The organism is Halomonas sp. SpR8 (genome assembly GCF_031010195.1).
GTDB lineage: Bacteria > Pseudomonadota > Gammaproteobacteria > Pseudomonadales > Halomonadaceae > Vreelandella.
In genome coordinates this window covers 35,850-54,251 of sequence record NZ_JAUAMC010000010.1, presented here as the reverse complement: position 1 = coordinate 54,251, position 18,402 = coordinate 35,850, and the positions used below count along the sequence as shown (strand labels likewise).

The 18,402-nt window shown below is 52.2% G+C and carries 20 protein-coding genes; 5 read left to right on the top strand and 15 right to left on the bottom strand.

Annotation, left to right across the window (positions count from 1 at the left end; genetic code table 11):
* Positions 1-70: 70 nt before the first annotated feature.
* The 9 genes from QT230_RS17790 to argC form a co-directional block, all read right to left on the bottom strand.
* Positions 71-994 (bottom strand): ParB/RepB/Spo0J family partition protein, encoded by a 924-nt coding sequence (locus QT230_RS17790; RefSeq protein ID WP_308323501.1) that lies wholly within the window; start codon positions 992-994, stop codon positions 71-73.
* Between the two features lie 52 nt (positions 995-1,046).
* The gene (locus tag QT230_RS17785; RefSeq protein WP_308323500.1) at positions 1,047-1,814 is read right to left on the bottom strand and encodes a ParA family protein; all 768 of its coding nucleotides are present in this window, start codon (positions 1,812-1,814) and stop codon (positions 1,047-1,049) included.
* Between the two features lie 48 nt (positions 1,815-1,862).
* A complete protein-coding gene (gene rsmG / locus QT230_RS17780; protein ID WP_308323499.1) occupies positions 1,863-2,522 on the bottom strand; it encodes a 16S rRNA (guanine(527)-N(7))-methyltransferase RsmG in 660 nt (219 codons plus the stop codon).
* Complete coding sequence (mnmG, locus tag QT230_RS17775; protein ID WP_308323498.1) at positions 2,519-4,423, bottom strand: tRNA uridine-5-carboxymethylaminomethyl(34) synthesis enzyme MnmG; 1,905 nt, start codon at positions 4,421-4,423, stop codon at positions 2,519-2,521. The genes rsmG and mnmG overlap by 4 nt, the downstream gene beginning before the upstream one ends.
* Positions 4,424-5,017: 594 nt before the next feature.
* Positions 5,018-5,776: an amino acid ABC transporter ATP-binding protein gene (locus QT230_RS17770; protein ID WP_308323497.1), complete on the bottom strand. Its 759-nt coding sequence runs from the start codon at positions 5,774-5,776 to the stop codon at positions 5,018-5,020.
* Positions 5,777-5,799: 23 nt separating this feature from the next.
* Positions 5,800-6,471 carry an amino acid ABC transporter permease gene (locus QT230_RS17765; RefSeq protein WP_308323496.1) on the bottom strand — a complete coding sequence of 224 codons (672 nt, stop codon included), beginning with the start codon at positions 6,469-6,471 and terminating at the stop codon, positions 5,800-5,802.
* A gap of 117 nt (positions 6,472-6,588) precedes the next feature.
* Positions 6,589-7,365 (bottom strand): transporter substrate-binding domain-containing protein, encoded by a 777-nt coding sequence (locus tag QT230_RS17760; RefSeq protein WP_308323495.1) that lies wholly within the window; start codon positions 7,363-7,365, stop codon positions 6,589-6,591.
* A 152-nt stretch (positions 7,366-7,517) separates the two neighbouring features.
* On the bottom strand, positions 7,518-7,871 hold the full coding sequence (gene erpA, locus QT230_RS17755) for an iron-sulfur cluster insertion protein ErpA (RefSeq protein WP_144810096.1): 354 nt from the start codon (positions 7,869-7,871) through the stop codon (positions 7,518-7,520).
* A 216-nt stretch (positions 7,872-8,087) separates the two neighbouring features.
* On the bottom strand, positions 8,088-9,122 hold the full coding sequence (gene argC / locus QT230_RS17750; protein ID WP_308323494.1) for an N-acetyl-gamma-glutamyl-phosphate reductase: 1,035 nt from the start codon (positions 9,120-9,122) through the stop codon (positions 8,088-8,090).
* Between the two features lie 146 nt (positions 9,123-9,268).
* Here argC and QT230_RS17745 point away from each other — a divergent pair, with 146 nt between their 5' ends.
* The 5 genes from QT230_RS17745 (at position 9,269) to QT230_RS17725 (ending at position 14,098) form a co-directional block, all read left to right on the top strand.
* Positions 9,269-11,089 (top strand): chloride channel protein, encoded by a 1,821-nt coding sequence (locus QT230_RS17745; RefSeq protein WP_308323493.1) that lies wholly within the window; start codon positions 9,269-9,271, stop codon positions 11,087-11,089.
* Between the two features lie 9 nt (positions 11,090-11,098).
* Positions 11,099-11,530: a protoporphyrinogen oxidase HemJ gene (gene hemJ, locus QT230_RS17740; protein ID WP_308323492.1), complete on the top strand. Its 432-nt coding sequence runs from the start codon at positions 11,099-11,101 to the stop codon at positions 11,528-11,530.
* Positions 11,530-12,339 (top strand): hydroxymethylpyrimidine/phosphomethylpyrimidine kinase, encoded by an 810-nt coding sequence (locus QT230_RS17735; RefSeq protein WP_308323491.1) that lies wholly within the window; start codon positions 11,530-11,532, stop codon positions 12,337-12,339. The genes hemJ and QT230_RS17735 overlap by 1 nt, the downstream gene beginning before the upstream one ends.
* 36 nt (positions 12,340-12,375) lie before the next feature.
* Positions 12,376-13,656, top strand: coding sequence for a glutamate-1-semialdehyde 2,1-aminomutase (gene hemL / locus QT230_RS17730; protein ID WP_308323490.1), 1,281 nt, complete (start codon positions 12,376-12,378; stop codon positions 13,654-13,656).
* 172 nt (positions 13,657-13,828) lie between these two features.
* Complete coding sequence (locus QT230_RS17725) at positions 13,829-14,098, top strand: hypothetical protein (protein ID WP_308323489.1); 270 nt, start codon at positions 13,829-13,831, stop codon at positions 14,096-14,098.
* A 69-nt stretch (positions 14,099-14,167) separates the two neighbouring features.
* Here QT230_RS17725 and QT230_RS17720 read toward each other — a convergent pair whose 3' ends face one another.
* From QT230_RS17720 to QT230_RS17695, 6 genes are all read right to left on the bottom strand, one after another.
* Positions 14,168-14,875: a curlin subunit CsgB gene (locus QT230_RS17720; RefSeq protein WP_308323488.1), complete on the bottom strand. Its 708-nt coding sequence runs from the start codon at positions 14,873-14,875 to the stop codon at positions 14,168-14,170.
* A gap of 52 nt (positions 14,876-14,927) precedes the next feature.
* A complete protein-coding gene (locus tag QT230_RS17715; RefSeq protein WP_308323487.1) occupies positions 14,928-15,428 on the bottom strand; it encodes a hypothetical protein in 501 nt (166 codons plus the stop codon).
* Positions 15,429-15,740: 312 nt separating this feature from the next.
* Complete coding sequence (locus QT230_RS17710) at positions 15,741-16,571, bottom strand: CsgG/HfaB family protein (RefSeq protein ID WP_308323486.1); 831 nt, start codon at positions 16,569-16,571, stop codon at positions 15,741-15,743.
* A gap of 86 nt (positions 16,572-16,657) precedes the next feature.
* Positions 16,658-17,086, bottom strand: coding sequence for a curli assembly protein CsgF (locus QT230_RS17705; RefSeq protein WP_308323485.1), 429 nt, complete (start codon positions 17,084-17,086; stop codon positions 16,658-16,660).
* The gene (locus tag QT230_RS17700) at positions 17,086-17,607 is read right to left on the bottom strand and encodes a CsgE family curli-type amyloid fiber assembly protein (protein ID WP_308323484.1); all 522 of its coding nucleotides are present in this window, start codon (positions 17,605-17,607) and stop codon (positions 17,086-17,088) included. Before QT230_RS17700 ends, QT230_RS17705 begins: the two co-directional genes overlap by 1 nt.
* 24 nt (positions 17,608-17,631) lie before the next feature.
* Complete coding sequence (locus QT230_RS17695) at positions 17,632-18,324, bottom strand: response regulator transcription factor (protein ID WP_308323483.1); 693 nt, start codon at positions 18,322-18,324, stop codon at positions 17,632-17,634.
* Positions 18,325-18,402 lie beyond the last annotated feature (78 nt).

The following is an 18,402-nucleotide window of genomic DNA, read 5'->3' as shown; positions in this document are numbered from 1 at the left end:
ACGCTTAAGGGCTTATTTGCGACCAAAGGGGGAAAACGTGTTCGCTTCTTACGCGATATTGAATAGCCTGCTATTTAATATGGTTTAAGATGCCGTCCAGTTCTTCCAGGCTTGTATAGCGTATTGTTAATTTTCCTTTGCCCCTTTGACCATGATCAATCGAAACCGGGGCACCCAGTAGTTCACCCAGGTGGGTTTCAAGCTTCGCAACATCGGGCTGTTTGCTTTGACGCTGGGGTGTTTGCACCGCAGCTTGGCTGGTTTGCACTTTTTTCACCAGCGCTTCGGTGGCCCGAACGGTCATATCGTTATTAACCACTTCATGGGCGACCTGGCGCTGCTGGGCACTGTTTAGCGTTAACAACGCCCGGGCATGGCCCATATCAAGGTCGCCCCTTTCGAGCAGCGTTTGTACTTCGGGGTCTAGCGCCAGCAGGCGCAGTAAATTGGCCACCTGGGTACGTGATTTACCTACCGCATCGGCTATTTGCTGCTGAGTAAGCTCAAACTCTTCGCCCAGCCGCTTGAGTGCCATGGCTTCTTCAATGGCGTTAAGATTTTCACGCTGAATATTTTCAATTAGCGCGAGGGCCAGCGCGACTTCGTCGCTGACTTCACGGATCACCGCGGGGATGACATCTAACTCAGCAAGCTGTGCCGCGCGCCAGCGACGTTCACCGGCAATGATTTCGTAACGATCCACACCGATGGGGCGCACCACGATCGGCTGCATCACGCCCTGAGCGCGAATAGAATCCGCCAGCTCTTCTAACGCTTCGGGTTGAATATCACGACGCGGCTGATATTTACCACGGGTTAGTTGTCCTAGCGGCAGGCGCTCAAGGCGATCTTCGGTGGCCTCGTCAGCAGTGACCAGCGCTGGATCGGTAAGCGCTTGTGGCTTACTACCGGCAAGTTCTAAGCTGTCACGACGACGGGCACCGGCTCCAATCAGGGCATCCAGGCCACGTCCCAGCGCAGGTTTACGCGTCATTCGCTTTCCCTCATTTTTTTACAGCGCGTAGCGTTTAGAGTGCAAATCATGTTCACAGTGCAAGACGACGAATGATCTCTTTCGCCAATACACGATAGGCCTGACTGCCCCGGGAGAACCGGGCATATTGCGTCACGGGTAGCCCGTGGCTCGGCGCTTCGGCAACTTTAACGTTGCGCGGTATAGTGGTTTTTAACAGCATATCGCCAAAGTAGTCGCGCAACTGCTTGTCTACTTCCCGCGTTAAGCTGGTGCGCTTGTCGTACATAGTGCGCAGAATGCCGGCAATCGCTAAATCGGAATTCACGTTTTGCTTAATCTGTTCAACGGTATCAAGCAGTGCCGATAACCCTTCTAGTGCGTAGAACTCACACTGCAGTGGGATCAATACGCTATCAGAAGCCGTTAACGCATTGACGGTGAGCATATTCAAAGACGGTGGGCAGTCAATCAGCACCACATCATACTCATCCGCGACTGACCCAAGCGCCGTGGTCAGGCAGCTTTCACTTTTATCACGATCCAATAGCTCGACTTCGGCGGCGGTGAGATCACCGTTACCCGGCAGAACGTCGTATTTTACCGCTAGCTTTTTGACGATGGTTTCAGCTGCCGTTGCTTCACCCAGCAAGACGTCGAGCACGCTTTTATCGAGCGCATATTTATCAATGCCGCTGCCCATGCTGGCATGACCTTGGGGGTCAAGATCCACCAACAGTACGCGACGGTCGAGCGCTGCGAGACTGGCTGCCAGATTAACGGCTGAAGTGGTCTTGCCCACGCCGCCTTTTTGGTTGGTCAGGGCAATGATCTGGCTCACTTACTCAACTCCTTCTTGGGGTCAGAATCAACGTTCAGCTTTTAATATTCAGCTTTCACTATTTAGAACCAACAGCTGCCGCTGGGCCGCTTCAAAGGGTACTTCCAGCAGATAACGCTTGTGTAAACGTATATCGGGGGGCAGATCGCGCAGTTCATCGTCCGCACCCGGGCCTTTCATCGCTAGCCACTGGCCATCCGCGCTGGGTAGCTGGCGGGTCAAGGTGACAAAATCAACCAAGCTGGCAAACGCTCTCGAAATCACCTGATCAAAAGCGGCGGCTTCAAACTGCTCTACTCGTGCTTGCACAGGGGTGACGTTTTTAAGACCAAGCTCCATTACCGCCTGGCGCTGAAAACGCACTTTTTTGCCATTACTGTCCAGCAGCGTCACCTCAAGCTCGGGCGCTAAAATAGCCAATACGATTCCGGGTAGCCCTGGGCCAGCGCCGACATCCAGCAGCCGGGGCCCGTGTACATAGGGCATTACGACGGCGCTATCGAGCACATGGCGCGACACCATATCGTCAATGTCGCGCACCGCTGTGAGGTTATAAGCCCGGTTCCACTTGTGCAACAGTGCCAGTAAGCCTAGCAGCTGTTCGCGCTGACGGTCGTCAATGCTGATAGATAATTGGCCCAGCCCTTGATCGAGGCGAGTTGCGACGCTGGCTGGAAGCGTTTTTAACAGTGGGGTCAACGAACTCATCCGTTAACGACCTCTGCTGAGGCTACCAAGCGGCGCTTTTTCAGATGCACAAGCAAAATAGACACAGCCGCTGGGGTGACGCCCGAAATTCGCGCCGCATGGGCGAGGGTTTCCGGCCGCGCTTCGGCAAGCTTCTGGCGAATTTCGTTAGACAAGCCTTCCACTTTTAAATAGTCCAACTCTGCCGGTAGCGGCGTCGCTTCATGACGTTTGAGCTTGTCGATCTCATCCTGCTGACGGTTAATATAGCCTTGATACTTGGCCTGAATTTGCACCTGCTCGGCCACCGCGGGATCAGTCACCAGCGTGCCCTCGATACCGGGCAGGTTGGTTAAATCGCTGTAGGTCAGCTCGGGCCGTTTTAGTAGATCACTCAGGCAATATTCCCGCGATAGCGGTGCACCGGTTTTTTCAGCTACCTGTTTAGCCGCAGGAGTGCCTGGCTGAATCCAGAGTGTGCTCAGCCGCGCAGTTTCTTGCTCAATGGCTTCGCGTTTTTGACTAAACGCGGTCCAGCGGGTGTCGTCAACCAAACCCAGCTTGCGGCCGGTTTCCGTTAGGCGTAGATCGGCATTATCTTCACGCAGCAGCAAGCGATACTCCGCACGGGAAGTGAACATCCGGTAGGGTTCTTTGGTTCCCATAGTGATCAGGTCATCGACCAATACACCGAGATAGGCCTCATCGCGGCGGGGATACCAGGCGTCTAGCTGTTGTGCACGACGGGCAGCATTCAGGCCTGCTAGCAACCCTTGGGCACCGGCTTCTTCGTAACCGGTAGTGCCGTTGATCTGGCCAGCAAAAAACAGGTTGTGGATAAATTTTGTTTCCAGCGAGTGTTTTAAATCCCGCGGATCAAAAAAGTCGTACTCAATCGCGTAGCCAGGGCGGGTGATATGGGCGTTTTCCAAGCCTTTAATCGACCGCACCACCTGAATCTGTACGTCAAACGGTAGCGAGGTCGAAATGCCGTTGGGGTAAAGCTCGTGGGTATCTAAACCTTCGGGTTCGATAAACACCTGGTGGCTGGATTTATCGGCAAAGCGGTGGACTTTGTCTTCAATCGATGGGCAGTAACGCGGCCCAATCCCTTCAATAACGCCGGAGTACATCGGCGAGCGGTCAAGGTTCGCCAGGATCAGATCATGGGTGTGCTGATTGGTGTGGGCAATATGGCAGCTCACCTGCTCAGGATGCATTTCCCGTGATCCCAGGTAGGACATTACCGGCGTTGGGGTATCGCCAGGCTGCTCTTCCAACTGAGAAAAATCGACCGTTTTGGCATCAATGCGCGGCGGTGTGCCGGTTTTTAGGCGATCAACGCGAAACGGCAGTGCGCGCAGACGTTCGGCCAGCGCGTTGGAGGGGGGATCACCTGCTCGGCCACCTTTGCTTTGATCCAAACCAATGTGAATCACGCCACCCAAAAATGTCCCGGTACACAGCACGACGCTGTCGGCATGAAATCGGATGCCGGTTTCCGTGACGACGCCTCGTACGGTGTCGTTATCCACAATCAGATCGCCAGCGGCTTGCTGGAAGATCGTTAAGTTGGGCTGGTTTTCCAGCATTCCGCGGATAGCTGCCTTGTAACGGATGCGGTCAGCCTGGGCACGAGTGGCCCGAACGGCGGGTCCTTTGCTGGCATTGAGCACGCGAAACTGGATGCCACCCAAGTCCGTGGCAAGCCCCATGGCACCGCCCAGTGCATCAATTTCCTTGACCAAGTGACTTTTGCCGATGCCGCCAATAGCGGGATTACACGACATTTGGCCCAGAGTTTCGATGTTATGGGTGAGCAGCAGGGTCTGACAGCCCATGCGAGCAGAGGCCAGTGCGGCTTCAGTTCCCGCATGGCCACCGCCGATGACAATCACGTCAAAGCGGTCGGGGTAATTCAAGAGACACCTCGTCTTGTGCCCATTGGCACGGATTATGTGGCCAGTGCAGTCGGTTTAGACGTAGCCACCTTAGATCAATGAGGCGACAAGTATAAACCCCCTGTGAGTAACCGTCAGGTTTTTCCACACCCCAAAGCATTAAACAGCCTCTATTAATAACAACATAAATATAAAATAAGAGAAGTTCTGTAAATGTTGTAACTACTAGTGTGGACAATTTCTGTGTATAAGCGATTTATCTCCAATTTTTTCAGAAACTTAAATTGTTGACTTCTACATGATTGAAAGCGGGAGTGCCTGGGCAGAAAGGGTGATAAGCCTGTGGATGAAATAGTACTTTATCCACAGATATGTTTGAGCACTGTTTATCCACCGGCTAGTACCTGGGTTGTTACCGCAGCTGTGAACAACCACCGTTTGATGTGGAGATAACGCTAAGAGATGCCCATGGCAGGCATTGCAGAGATAAAACCGGTCAATATAAAAATAGTTTATCCACAGCCAAAAAAATGGCCTGTCATGCCGACAGGCCGGTAAAAAAGCGTCATTCAGCGAGAATTAGCGGTTATTTTTAAGCTCGAAAGAAAGGGCAATTTAATGTTTAAGCACCCGAGCCAGGAAGGACTGGGTGCGTTCGTGTTGCGGTGAATCGAACAGTTTTTCCGGGTGACCCTGCTCGGTAATTTCGCCTTTGTGGATAAAAATGACCCGATCGGCAACCTCCCGGGCAAAGCTCATTTCATGGGTGACAATCACCATTGTCATGCCTTCTTTGGCCAGCTCGCGCATGGCATCCAGTACTTCACCGATCATTTCCGGATCTAGCGCCGATGTGGGTTCGTCAAACAGCATTAGGCGCGGTTCCATGGCCAAGGCGCGGGCCAGCGCCACACGCTGCTGCTGGCCCCCTGAGAGCTGGCTGGGGTATTTGTCGGCCTGGTCGGCGATACCTACCCGGTCAAGCAAGCGTTTGGCATTGCTGACCGCGTCGTCACGGTTTAAACCGCGCACTTTCATCGGTGCCAGGGTGACGTTATCGATGACGCTGAGATGAGGAAAGAGGTTGAACTGCTGAAAGACCATGCCCACTTCGGTGCGGATGGTTTGCAGCGCTTGGGTGCTCTTGCCATGGGGCAGTAGCTCATTGTTGTCGACGACCAGGCTGCCGGATTGAAACTCTTCCAAGCCGTTAATACAGCGAATTAGCGTCGATTTTCCTGAGCCGCTGGCTCCGATAATCACCACCACTTCGCCGGGCACAATGGTAAGGTCAATGCCGTTGAGCACGTGCAGGCTGCCAAAGTGTTTATTGAGCTGCTGCATACGCACAATTGGCTGCGTTGGGCTGTTCATTGTATCGCTCATTGCGCGTGTCCTTATTGTCCGGCCAGGCCTCTGCGCTCAAGTTGGCGCAGGATGATGGAGAGCGTCCAGGTGATCGCCAGATACATCAGGGCGACCATAAAGTAGACCTCAAGGGCGGTGAAGGTGGTGGCTATGTAGATTTGTCCCTGACGCACCAGTTCACCGACGCCGATCACTGAAAACAGTGATGTGTCTTTGATGCTGATAATGCCCTGGTTGCCGAGTGGTGGAATCATGCGCCGAAACGCCTGGGGCCAGATAACGTAACGAAACGCCTGGGTGCGGGAGAGCCCTAGGGAGAGCGAAGCTTCACCTTGGCCGCGTTCAATCGACTGTACACCGCCGCGGACAATTTCCGAGATATAGGCGCCGGAGTTCACCGCAATGGCGGCAATGCCTGCAACTAGAGCGTTAATGGGACCGCCCAACAGTTGCGGTAAGCCGTAAAAGATAAACAGCACTTGAACCAGAATAGGTGTGCCGCGGAACACCTCGACATAGACAATGGCTGGCCAACGCAGCCAGCGTAGTGGGCTGATGCGTAATAGGCCAAAGAATATGCCGATAAAGAAGCCTATGGCCAAGCCGCCAAACGAAATCAGTAGCGTCCAGGGAATACCAGGCAGCAGGTAAGGGATAGACCCAAATGCCGCCGACCAATCAAATTGAAAATTGACGTCCACGCGTAGACTCCTGAAACAGAAAACAGCTGACAAAAAGCAGATAAGAAACGCAGCAGGGCCGGGGGTTGTGGCCACCCGGCCCTGTAACGGCGTTACGCTATTATTGAGTGTTTACACTCACTCTTCGCTGGGCGCTTCACCAAACCACTTGGTGTAGATCTCATTGTAGGTGCCATCTTCACGCATAGCGGCCAGTGCTTCGTTGGTGGGCTCTACCCACTCGCTGCCTTTGTGGAAAACAATACCGTACTGTTGGCCTTCGTAAAGCGGGCCAACGACCTTGGTACGGCCTTCACCACGGGTTTGCGAAAAGTAGGCGACGTTAGGTGCGTCATAGAGCACCGCGTCGACGTTACGGCCTAACAGCGCCATGTACATGTCGGCGGTGGCGGGGTAAGGAGTGATGTCAGCATCATCGCCTAGCTCTTGCTGAAGGAAGTCGTAGCTGGTGGAGCCGATCTTAGTGGCAACGCTAAGGCCTTCGAGATCTTCCAGGGTTTCAACATCGTCATTATCCGCACGCACGATAATTCTCAAACCCGAGTCGTAATAGGGATCAGAAAAGTCGACGACTTCCGCACGCTCTTCGGTAATGGTAGTACCCGCAATGGCGATCTCTTGACTGCCGGTTTGCACGGCGGGAATAATGCCGGAGAATTCCATGGTGGTGAGGTTGACTTCAAAACCTGCGCGTTCAGCGACTTCGTTGATGATATCCATATCGAAGCCGACCATTTCGCCGGTTTCTTGATCCATCATTTCAAACGGCACAAAGCTTGGGTCAGTGGCCACGTTCACCGATGGCATTTGGGCCATGGCGGCAGTGGCGCTGCCCAATCCCAGTGCGAGAGCCAGTGTGGTTTTGGTTAGGCTGAGTGGTAGTGTTACTTTCATAAGTTTCCCCGTGCTTTATGTGGCTTTTTGAGGGTTTCAAAGCGATATATATACGCCAGTTGAAAAAACCTTAAAGCCGTTATTGACCTATCAACCTTGGCGAGAAACCGCCAGGGCGTCAAGTCACGGGGAGTGCTGCGGGCCAACGCTGTTTAGACCATAAAGGAGGCGCCGCAGCCGCAGGTGGTGGTGGCGTTGGGGTTTTGCACGCGAAAACGCGCGCCAGCTAGGCCCTCTTCGTAATCGACGGTGGAGCCAACCAAATATTGGTAGGAGAGGGGGTCAACCACTAGGGCGGCGTTACCGAACTCAATAACGGTATCATCGTCGGCGACGTTATCAGCAAAGTCGAAGCCGTACTGGAAACCAGAGCAGCCGCCACCGGTCACATAGACCCGCAGTTTTAGGGATGGGTTATTTTCTTCTGCAATTAGCGCATTAATGCGTTTACGTGCGCTATCTGACAGCAGCAGAGGAGTAGGAACAAAGGCTTCTGCACCGCTCATGGGTACCTCCCGCGAGCTTTAAGAACGAATAAATCGGCATTGGGGGGTGATTATGGGTAATTCCCAGCAAATTGGTCAACTATTGTGTTGGTATATCAAGCAGAGGGCAGCTCGCCGAGGAGGCGCTGTGAATCCTTCCATGGACGCTACATTTGCCATCCATGGCAAATGACCTCCTCTCTGAGCTGCCCTCTGCATGCTGGTGTTTTGTTTGGTTTAAGGCATCAGTGCTGGAGCGGTGAGTCCTGTGTTCTCGTCAAAACCAAACATCAGGTTGAGGTTTTGGATCGCTTGGCCCGAAGCGCCTTTGACCAGGTTATCGATCACTGATAGCACGACCACCGTGTTGCCATTGTTAGGCCGGTGGACTGCCAGGCGGCAGGTGTTGATACCTTTGACGCTGCGCGTTTCGGGGTGGCTTCCTGCGGGCATTACATCGACAAACGGCTCATCGGCGTAGCGCTGCTCAAAAAGGGCCTGCAGGTCGCCCGGTTCAGCGGTTAACTGGCCGTAGAGCGTGGCGTGGATACCGCGAATCATCGGCGTTAGGTGGGGCACGAAGGTTAACCCCACCGTGGATTGCTGGATATCCCTAAGCCCCTGGCTAATTTCCGGCAGATGGCGGTGGCCGCTTGCGCCATAGGCTTTCATCGACTCGCTGGCTTCGGCGAGCAGTGAGCCCACTTTAGCGCCGCGGCCTGCGCCGGTAACGCCGGATTTGCAGTCAGCAATCAGTTGGTTTGGGTCGATCAAACCCGCTTCCAGAAGCGGCAGGTAGCCCAACTGAACGCTGGTGGGGTAGCAGCCGGGGACCGCAATCAAGCGTGCGCTTTTGATTTTCTCCCGATGCATTTCCGGCAGCCCGTAGACCGCCTCTTGCAACAGTTCCGGGGCGCCGTGGGCTTGACCGTACCAGCGGCTCCACTCTTCGGCATCGCGCAGCCGGAAGTCAGCCGACAGATCAATCACCCGAGTGCCGTTTTCGAGTAGCTCCCCCGCCAGGGCGTGGGCAACGCCGTGTGGGGTAGCGAAAAATACCGCATCCATGGCACCTAACTGTTTGGCATCCGGCTCACTAAACGCCAGGGTGTCGTAATGGCCGCGTAGGTTGGGGTACATCTCGCACACCTTGACGCCGGTTTCCGAGCGCGAGGTAATCGCGGCGACGTTAACGTGAGGGTGTTGGGCGAGTAGCCGTAGTAATTCAACGCCGGTATACCCGGTACCACCAACAATGCCGACCTTAATCACAAATCACTCCTTGCGGGTTACGCAGAACAGTTTTCACATTATTACAGCCTAAGCGGATTGTTGCGCGCTGTCGAAGCTTAGCAGTCTATGATACACAAGGGAGTGGAGACACAAGAATACTAGAACTAATAACCAGGAAGGTCGCTGTGGCGCGTTTTTCCCGTTCGGACTTTACCTTAGAGAGTTTTCGTCGCCAGTTAGCCAATGTCGATGCCCTGCCGCAACTCTGTTTGCTGGGCCTTGTCTCGGGGATTATTACCGGGGCTGTCATGGTGGCGTTTCGGCTGCTACTAGAAGCGGGCGCCGCGCTGTACATGACGGACTCCAACCCTGAAGCGTTTGAAAGTATGGCACCGTGGCTACGCGCGCTGCTACCAATGCTGGCAGTTACCCTTGTAGGCATACTGCTGTATCGGCAAAAACCAGCGGCCCGTAAATTAGGCGTTGGCCATGTGATTGAGCGGCTGACCTATCATCAAGGCCGTTTTCCGTTACGTAACTGGCTTAACCAGTGGTGGGTTGGGGTGGTAGTGGTACTGGGTGGGTTATCTGCAGGTCGTGAGGGCCCGGCAATTCATTTAGGCGCGGCTGCGTCTAGCGGGTTAGGTCAGCAACTGCGGCTACCTAATAATAGCCTGAGAGTACTGGTGGCGTGCGGTACCGCAGCGGGGGTATCGGCCTCTTTTAATACCCCGATTGCGGGGGTGATTTTCGCTATGGAAGTGGTGATGATGGAGTACACTCTGATGAGCTTTATGCCCGTCATTTTGGCTTCCACCATGGGGGCGCTGGTAGCGCAATTGGCTTATGGCAATGAACCGGCTTTTCGTATTCCTGAGATAGCCCTGGGGTCGTTGTTTAACCTGCCATGGATTGTTCTCACCGGGTTGGTGATTGGGCTGTTAGCCGGTCTGTTTATTCATATTTCGCGCAGTCAGCAGATACAAGCGTGGCCCCTCTGGCTGCGTTTAGGGTTGATAGGGATAACCACAGGGGCGGTTGCCTGGTGGTTCCCTCAAGTGCAGGGGATTGGCTATGACAGCGTGGCGGCGGCGCTGAATAACCAGTTGGAAATTAAAGTACTGCTGGCGCTGATGATTGCCAAACTATTGATTACTGCACTCACCGTGGCGGGCGGCGTCCCCATTGGAATTATTGGCCCAGTACTGGTAGTAGGGGCAGCCACGGGCGCGCTGTTTGGTTTGCTGGGTGGTTGGCTTTGGCCAGCGAAAGCCGCCGACCCGGGAATTTACGCGATGTTGGGCATGGCCGCGATGATGGGGGCTGTGCTGCAAGCGCCGCTAGCAGCGCTAATGGCGCTTTTGGAGTTAACCCATACGCCGAGTATTATGCTGCCTGGCATGTTGGTGGTCGTAGTGGCGTGTTTAACTTCGCGCCAATTGACCGGCTGCGAAGGCTTTTTTATTAGCACGGTGCGCTACGGGCTGCATCCACTTCAGCAGCCGTTGATGCAGGCACTTTCGCGGGTCTCGGTGCCAGCGGTGATGGAGCGCCAGTTGGTGCGCACCGAACGAATGATCACCCCTGAAAAGGCCCGGCAGTTGCTCGAAACTAACCCTGTATGGCTGGTGATCGAACGTTCGAGCGAACAAAAGCCGGTGCTGGCGCTCAAAGCTGCTGAGCTGGCTCGCTGGCTACTTGAGCATGATGAAGCGCTGGAAGGTAAAGCGCCCCCTGTGGATGAATTGATTGATCTGCTGGAGATTCCTGGGCAGCGTTTGGAGCTGGCGCCGATTGGCTTGCAGGCGACACTCTCAGAAGCTTTTTTAAAGCTTCAGGATGATGCCTTGGGAGCGCTCTATGTGGTGCACGGGTATCGCCCAAAGCAGCAGCGGATTTCAGGTATTATTACCCGTGGCGCTATTGAGCGTTATTATCATTATACTGACCCCCGCGGCACCAACCCTAGAGATGGTGATGCTCGAGAGAGGGATTCGTCAGCTTAAGGAGTAACAATGTATCTATGGGTGAAGGCTATTCACTTAATGGCCGTGGTGACCTGGTTTGCGGCGCTGTTCTATTTACCGAGGCTATATGTGTATCATGCCACCGCGCGGGATAACGGCGATCATCAAGCAATAACCTATTTCAAAACCATGGAGCGTAAGCTCTATCGTGGCATTATGACGCCATCGATGATTTTGGTTCTGCTCTTTGGCGGCTGGATGCTCTTCTTGGTACCCGAATGGTTCAGCCAGGGCTGGATGCACGTCAAGCTGGCGCTAGTGGCTGCATTGATCGCCTATCATCATGTCTGTTTAATTTATTTAAAGCAGTTCGCCCAGGACCGTTGCACTAAAGGCCATGTATTTTTCCGCTGGTTTAACGAAGCGCCGGTGATTGCATTGGTGGCGATTATTCTGCTCGCCGTTGTGAAGCCCTTTTGATGCGCCAACCGCTTCCCGCTGTCGTGTTGGTACTCGCTGGGCATGACCCGACTGGCGGTGCTGGGATAATTGCGGATAGTGAAGCAATTGCCGCCTGCGGTGGCTGGGCGGTCACAATCCCCACTGCGCTGACGATACAAAATTGCCACAATGTGACTAGGGTGATCCCTGCTGATCCCACTGCAATGCGACAGATGGCCGAAGCGATTGGTGAGATGCAAGTCGCGGCGATCAAAGTTGGTTTGCTCGCTGACGAAGCCACGCTGCGTGCAGCGGAGCAAATTATCCGCCGCTTTCCAGGTATTCCGGTCGTGGCGGACCCAGTGTTTAAGGCCGGTGGTGGAACTGAGTTATCCACACCTCAACTGCGTCAGCTTTTCGTCGATCGCTTGCTACCCCTTGTGGATATCTTAACGCCTAATCGCGCAGAGTTGGTTCAGCTTACGCCAGATCTCATCGCTCCTTTCGATGATACCGCTCGCGCGGTGGCGCTGATGTCTCAGGGGTGCCAAGCGATTCTCGTGACTGCCACCGATGAACCGCTGCCGGGCAACGATCAGCAGGTAGTGAATACGTTGCACTCACCAGATAACACCCGGCAGTGGCAGTGGCCGCGTTTGCCAGAACAGTTTCACGGTTCTGGATGTACGCTAGCATCAGCTATTGCCGCACGCTTGGCGGTTGGTGAGCGCTTACCAACGTCATGCGAGCAAGCGCAGCACTTCACTTGGCAAAGCTTGTCACAGGGGTTTCAGCCACCCAGCGGTCAGTGTTTACCCAACCGCATTTCACGGGCTGTCCGCTTTTAATCCTATCTTCTATACGCCATTGACCGAGAGGATGCCATGACCACATCTGCTGAACTGTTTGATCTCGCCAGTCGCCATATTCCGGGCGGTGTAAACTCACCTGTGCGGGCATTCAAAGGCCTGCATCGCCCGCCGGTTTTTATGGAGCGTGCCCAGGGCGCCTTTCTGTTTGACGTAGAAGGCAATCGCTACGTGGATTATGTCGGTTCTTGGGGACCAATGATCACCGGGCATGCCGACCAAGACGTACTGGCTGCGGTGCGAGCACGACTGGATAACGGCCTTTCATTTGGTACCCCTACCGCCGTCGAAACCACCATGGCAGATTTGATCTGTGAGATGATTCCTTCCATGGATATGGTGCGCATGACCAGCTCGGGTACTGAAGCCACCATGTCGGCGATACGCTTGGCGCGAGGCACCACCGGCCGCGACAAGATCGTCAAGTTTGAAGGTAACTATCATGGTCACTCTGATTCTCTATTGGTAAAAGCAGGGTCAGGCGCACTCACTCACGGCGAGCCTAGCTCACCGGGCGTACCCGCCTCGCTGGCCGAACATACTATTACCCTGTCATTTAACGACCCCGAAGGGGTTGAAGCGTGTTTTAGCGAGATTGGCGATCAAATTGCCTGCATAATCGTTGAACCTGTTGCCGGCAATATGAACTGTATCCCGCCGCAGCCGGGCTTTTTGGAAACCCTGCGTCGGGTGTGTAATGAGCACGGTAGCGTGCTGATTTTTGACGAAGTGATGACTGGTTTTCGTGTTGCGCTGGGCGGTGCACAGGCGCACTACGGAATAGTGCCCGATCTAACCTGCCTAGGAAAAATTGTTGGTGGTGGTATGCCGGTGGGCGCATTTGGTGGCAAGCGCGACATTATGCAAAATATTTCACCGCTAGGGCCGATTTATCAAGCGGGTACGCTTTCGGGTAATCCATTGGCCATGGCGGCGGGTGTTGCACTGCTTACGAAGCTACAGGTACCCGGGTTTCACGATGCGTTAACTCAGCGCGTGAATACTCTATGTACCGGCCTACAGGAGCGGGCTAACGCCGCTCGCGTGCCGATGATGACGCAGTCGGCAGGCGGCATGTTCGGGCTTTTCTTTACCTCGCAAAGCCGGGTGGATAATTTTGCCCAAGCCACGGCGTGCAATCCGGATGCTTTCCGTCGCTTCTTTGGTGCAATGCTCGATCACGGCGTTTACCTAGCGCCTTCAGCCTATGAAGCGGGCTTTATGTCCAGCGCCCATACCCCGGAAGATATTCAGTTCACGCTAGACGCGGCAGAAAAAGCCTTTGCAGTAATGTAACGGCAAGTAACTTAAAGCCCGCTATACTGCAAGAGCCGCTCATTTTGAGCGGCTCTTTGGTTAGTTGAGATCTACACCTATGATACGAACAACGGCTTGGCGATACGTGTTTTGCGCAGTGGGGCTGGCAGCTTGCTTCCCACTGGCTGCACAGACGCCTCAGGAGCAGGACATGACCCAGATCCATATCACCATGAGCGGTTCACCTGGTGCGGAATTTTCCGCTCACTGGCGCATTACTCATGAAGGTGAAACCACCGAGCACGTTGAAGAGAGCGGAACGGTTCCTGCTGAGTACACCTTCACCGGCACAGAACTTGAAGGTACCGTCAAACTGTTAAGTGACGATGAGCGCTTAAAAGTGGATATTCAAAAAGGCAGTAATCATTCCAGTTCGTCAACCCAAGGAGTGGGTGGAACGTTAACGCTAATGATTCGTTAGTTTTTTCAGGCATTCAGCCAAAAAACCGCCCTCTAAGGGCGGTTTGTATCTATCTTTTAAAACTGAGAATTAGTTGGCTTGGCTAACCGTGTTAATGTTGCCGTTGCCGTAAGTCACGATGCTTGAAGTATGGCTACCCCAGAAAGCACCGCTTTGGGTAACGTTCTGTTGGTTGTAGCTACCGCTTGTCTTGATATAGGAGTCATGACCAAAGCCAGACTGGTCAACGTTGCTGACGTTGTAACCGCCATAGGTCAGGATAGTGCTATCAAGATTAGAGCCATCCTGATTAACGGTATCAGCATTGTTGTTGCCGCTTACATAGCTATAGCTGTCGTTATAGCTACCGTTCTGAGTGATGTCAGCGTCGTTGGAGCTACCGTTCTGCTCTACTACGGAAACGTTTTTGGTTCCGGTCTGGTCAACGGTTGCCATGTTGCCAGAACCTGATTGCAGAACATAAGAATCGTTGTATTTATCCAACTGAGAAACCGTGGCCGCATTGTTATAACCAAACTGTTCAATGCCAGATTTGTTGCGTCCGGGCTGGGTAGTAGCAACACCAGAAATTTCATCCTGGGTAACCGTACCTGCATTGTTGCTACCCTCTTGATGGATACGCGACGTCTGCGTACCCCACTGGGTAACTGAGTTAGTGTTGTTATCGCCGCTCTGATAAATGGAAGAGTCGCTTCCACCTGTAAAGAACTGTGCGGAAGCACCAGTGCTTATAGCGAAAGCAATGGCTGCAGCGATAGTGGTAATTTGTGTTTTCATGGTGTTTCCCCTTCATGCTTGCTTTAGTTGTTACTGAGGCAACGTATGTTGCTCAGTAGGTTTCGACGGTGACTGGACGTGCACTGTTTGAAAACGCTTGTTGTTCAACACTAATGCCGCGATAGCCACTCCCCGATTGTGAAATCTGTATGTCACTCTGGTTGCCAATTTGGCGCACATTAGCGTTTAATTCTCTATATGCGCTACCAGTCTGATTAATATCTACTATGTGATTTTTACCCATTTGCAAGACGTTACTAACGTTATTTCCGCCCGTTTGGCTGATGTTGGCCGTGTTGTAATTTCCTAGTTGATAGACACTGGAAAAATTACCGGCTTGGTAACTAGCAGATTGCGAAATATGGGTACGGTTATTATTACCAATTTGTGCAATAATGCTGTAGTTGCCTTGGTTATTTTGGTCGGCTGATTGCTTAGCGAATTGCTCAACCCGATTGTTGTCAGCACTAATTGTCATTGAAACTGAAAGCGTTGCCGTTAGCAGTGCTATTACTCTGACTGCCCGTATGGTTGATGTACACTTCCGCTTCATGATATTTCCCTTTGAAACAATTTGTATTTCTTATGTAGAGTTTGAACCAATTAAAAATTTCCGCTATCAGATGTTTTATTATTTGTTAGGTGCAATTTATAATGCTATTAATGGCAGAATTAATTAGATTTTTAATACGAAAAATAAGTTTTTATAACAAAAAAAACGGCCATGCGCTCATGCATGGCCGTTACTGATAGGATTTTAACTATAATATACTATTTAATCAGCTAATCAGCTAATCAGCTAATCAGCTAATCAGCTAATCAGCAGTTAATGTTTCATTGTCCCTAACGCTATTAGGTGAAAAAGTTATAGTAAAGGAATAGGCGCATCTAGATAGTCTGCCAATATGGTGTCTTGAAAATTAACGTTATTGGCCAAATTCCAGAGATTGTCTTCTACTCCGCGCGCTACTAGATGAATAACAGCAGATTCAATGGCTGACATCACGGCGAGTTGGACAGGTTCGTTCGTTGTCAGGCCTACTTCTGCCTCTAACAACCGACGAAAATCGATAAAGCGATAAACACCCGCCCTCATCTCTTTAGAATAAATCGTTTTGGTCGTAGTCACATTAGCCAGTACTTCCCCGGTCGATATTTCAACAGCACGTAAATTTATCGTTACTTGGTCAACCTGATACTGCCCCGAGGCGCCAATACCAAAGTACTCAGCGCCAGCCCCACCGGTTCGCACGTTAGATTCATAGGCGATAATACCGCCCTCTAGCATGACTGAGGCAGCTCTAAGCGAAGGCAGCGTATCGGCTTGGCCAAAACGCTCAAATTCAGCACGGATGATGCGCCTTTCGGTAAGTAGATTTTGTAACCCTACACGCTCAAGCGGTATAAACCAGCCAGAATCTGCCAGTGCACCGGTAAGCATTGCTGCAGCACCCTGTGTTACCGCAGTAGAGAACGTACTGGCGGGAGCGGGACGGTATTGGCCGGTTTGATCGCGAAAATCATACACGGAGACAAAAATGCGTCCTGCTGGTGGCGGTAGAGAGACTAAATCTTGATAGGTGGCGCCGCGAGGTGTGAGCGTTGCTTTTGCCCCTTCCAAATTCTCAGATGTCGCAACCATCCCAGCACAGCCGCTGAGTAAACTAGCCATGAGTAGAGTAGCGATAATTTTCATGATGATCCCCGTGAATAACACGTAGCTGTTTTTAAGACTGACAAGCAGTCTTGTTAATTTTTCTTAGTATTTAAAGCAACAATAAATCAGGGGTTAAACAAGCCACCAACACTGATGTTGGTAACATCGCCGGTAACTTTATCGACGACTCTTACGATTAGCTGTCCGCCTTCATCGCGTACCACTACGCTGAACTCACCGCTATCGAACGCACCCTCGTCAATTTGGCCAGCGCCAACGTCGCTGATTAGCTGCGATATCAGTCGACTCTCGAGGCTTTGAATCAGTCGTTCGGTAGAAGAGAGTGATTCAATCCCTCTGGCGTTGGGATCGGTGTTGGTATCTTGCGATTGGGCTTTGCCCAGCAGATAACTGCCCATAAAAGGATCACCACCAAACGACGGGTTAAGCGGTGTGTAAATTAGCTCGCCAGCATTCGCTTGAAGGGTCAGTGTGCTTGCTAAGATGGCGGTGGCCATGGCGCTAGCTGCTGTGGTTTTGAATATGTTTTTCATTATCGTAGCTCCTCTCTTCCCAAGTCTTTGTCTGAGGTAAGCGCTGAGGTCAATTGTTGACGCAGCAACTCTTCTTCGACGGTTTTTACGGCTTCCCCCGCGGCGCGGTCGGCTTCGCTAATTCTTGGGGAGAGCTGTGTACGGAAATACATTTGGTTGCCTTCCATTACCCAAATTTGGCTACCCCAGCGTGCATCTGGTCGCTCGTTGATAGTGATGGTGGCGTTTCCAATAATTAAGTTATCCATAGCTCGTTGGCTAAAGGCGCGGTAGAACGTTTTTCCGGCCATGGTGATCGTGCGATCCACCATCACACCGGTTAGCTCACTACCGCCATTAGTGCTGCCCTGCACCTCAGGGCCATCAGGGCTTGAAAGCTGGTTGATAGCGTCAATGGCCGCTTGCTCATTGGCTGGCAATGTTTCCGCGGGGAGGGCTGGCTCGTTGGCTAATGTCATTGGCGCCATTATCCACACCGCCAAGGTGAACACGGTTATGAGTAAACGATGGACTAGAGACATGTCTAATTACCTTCTACGTAAGCACTAACGGTGGCGCTGAAGGCTTCTTGCCGTTTCAATATTGGGCAAAATGGGACCCAGATTTTGATGAATCCAATTGAGCGCTTGAATACGGTTATGCACATTGATCTTGCGAAAAATGTTGTATAGGTGGGACTTAACAGTATGTTCGCTAACAAATAGCTTTTCAGCGATTTGCTGATTGGATGATCCAGCACTAAGTAGTGAAATGATTTCCATTTCTCGGTTGGTTAACCCACAGGCTGGGCGGAAGGCATTACTTTGGTATTTGCGATAAAACAGAATCAAGCGGGCCATTAAATCCCGTGACATCCATAGCTCCCCTTCTAGTAGTGCGTGGATGCCTTTACAAATGACCTCAAGGCTTTCGTTACGATAAAAAACCCCTTTCAGCTGTGCACATGACAGTGCTTCCAATGCATGATCCATATCATGGATATTGAAAGCGGCTAGAGGCGTTTTAGTTAATGACTCCGGGAGTTTATCTTGCCATTCCGGTAAAGTATCAACGCCAATATGGTCACTATCTATCAGTATCAACAAGTTACCAGATGCTGAAATAGGTAGTGTTGAGTTGGGTGAGTGAACACTTATTTGACAGCCGGTATGCTTGTTCAAATATTCAGCGAACAGCTGAGCTTGGGGACTTTTTTCGGTAACGATATACACTGAACCGGTAGACTTTTCCTGCGACATTGGGAGGCCCTCATGGAAAGAAAGAGTGAGCAGGCAACTTCTGAATTGTTGCCTAAAAGATAATTTTTGTAAAATAAT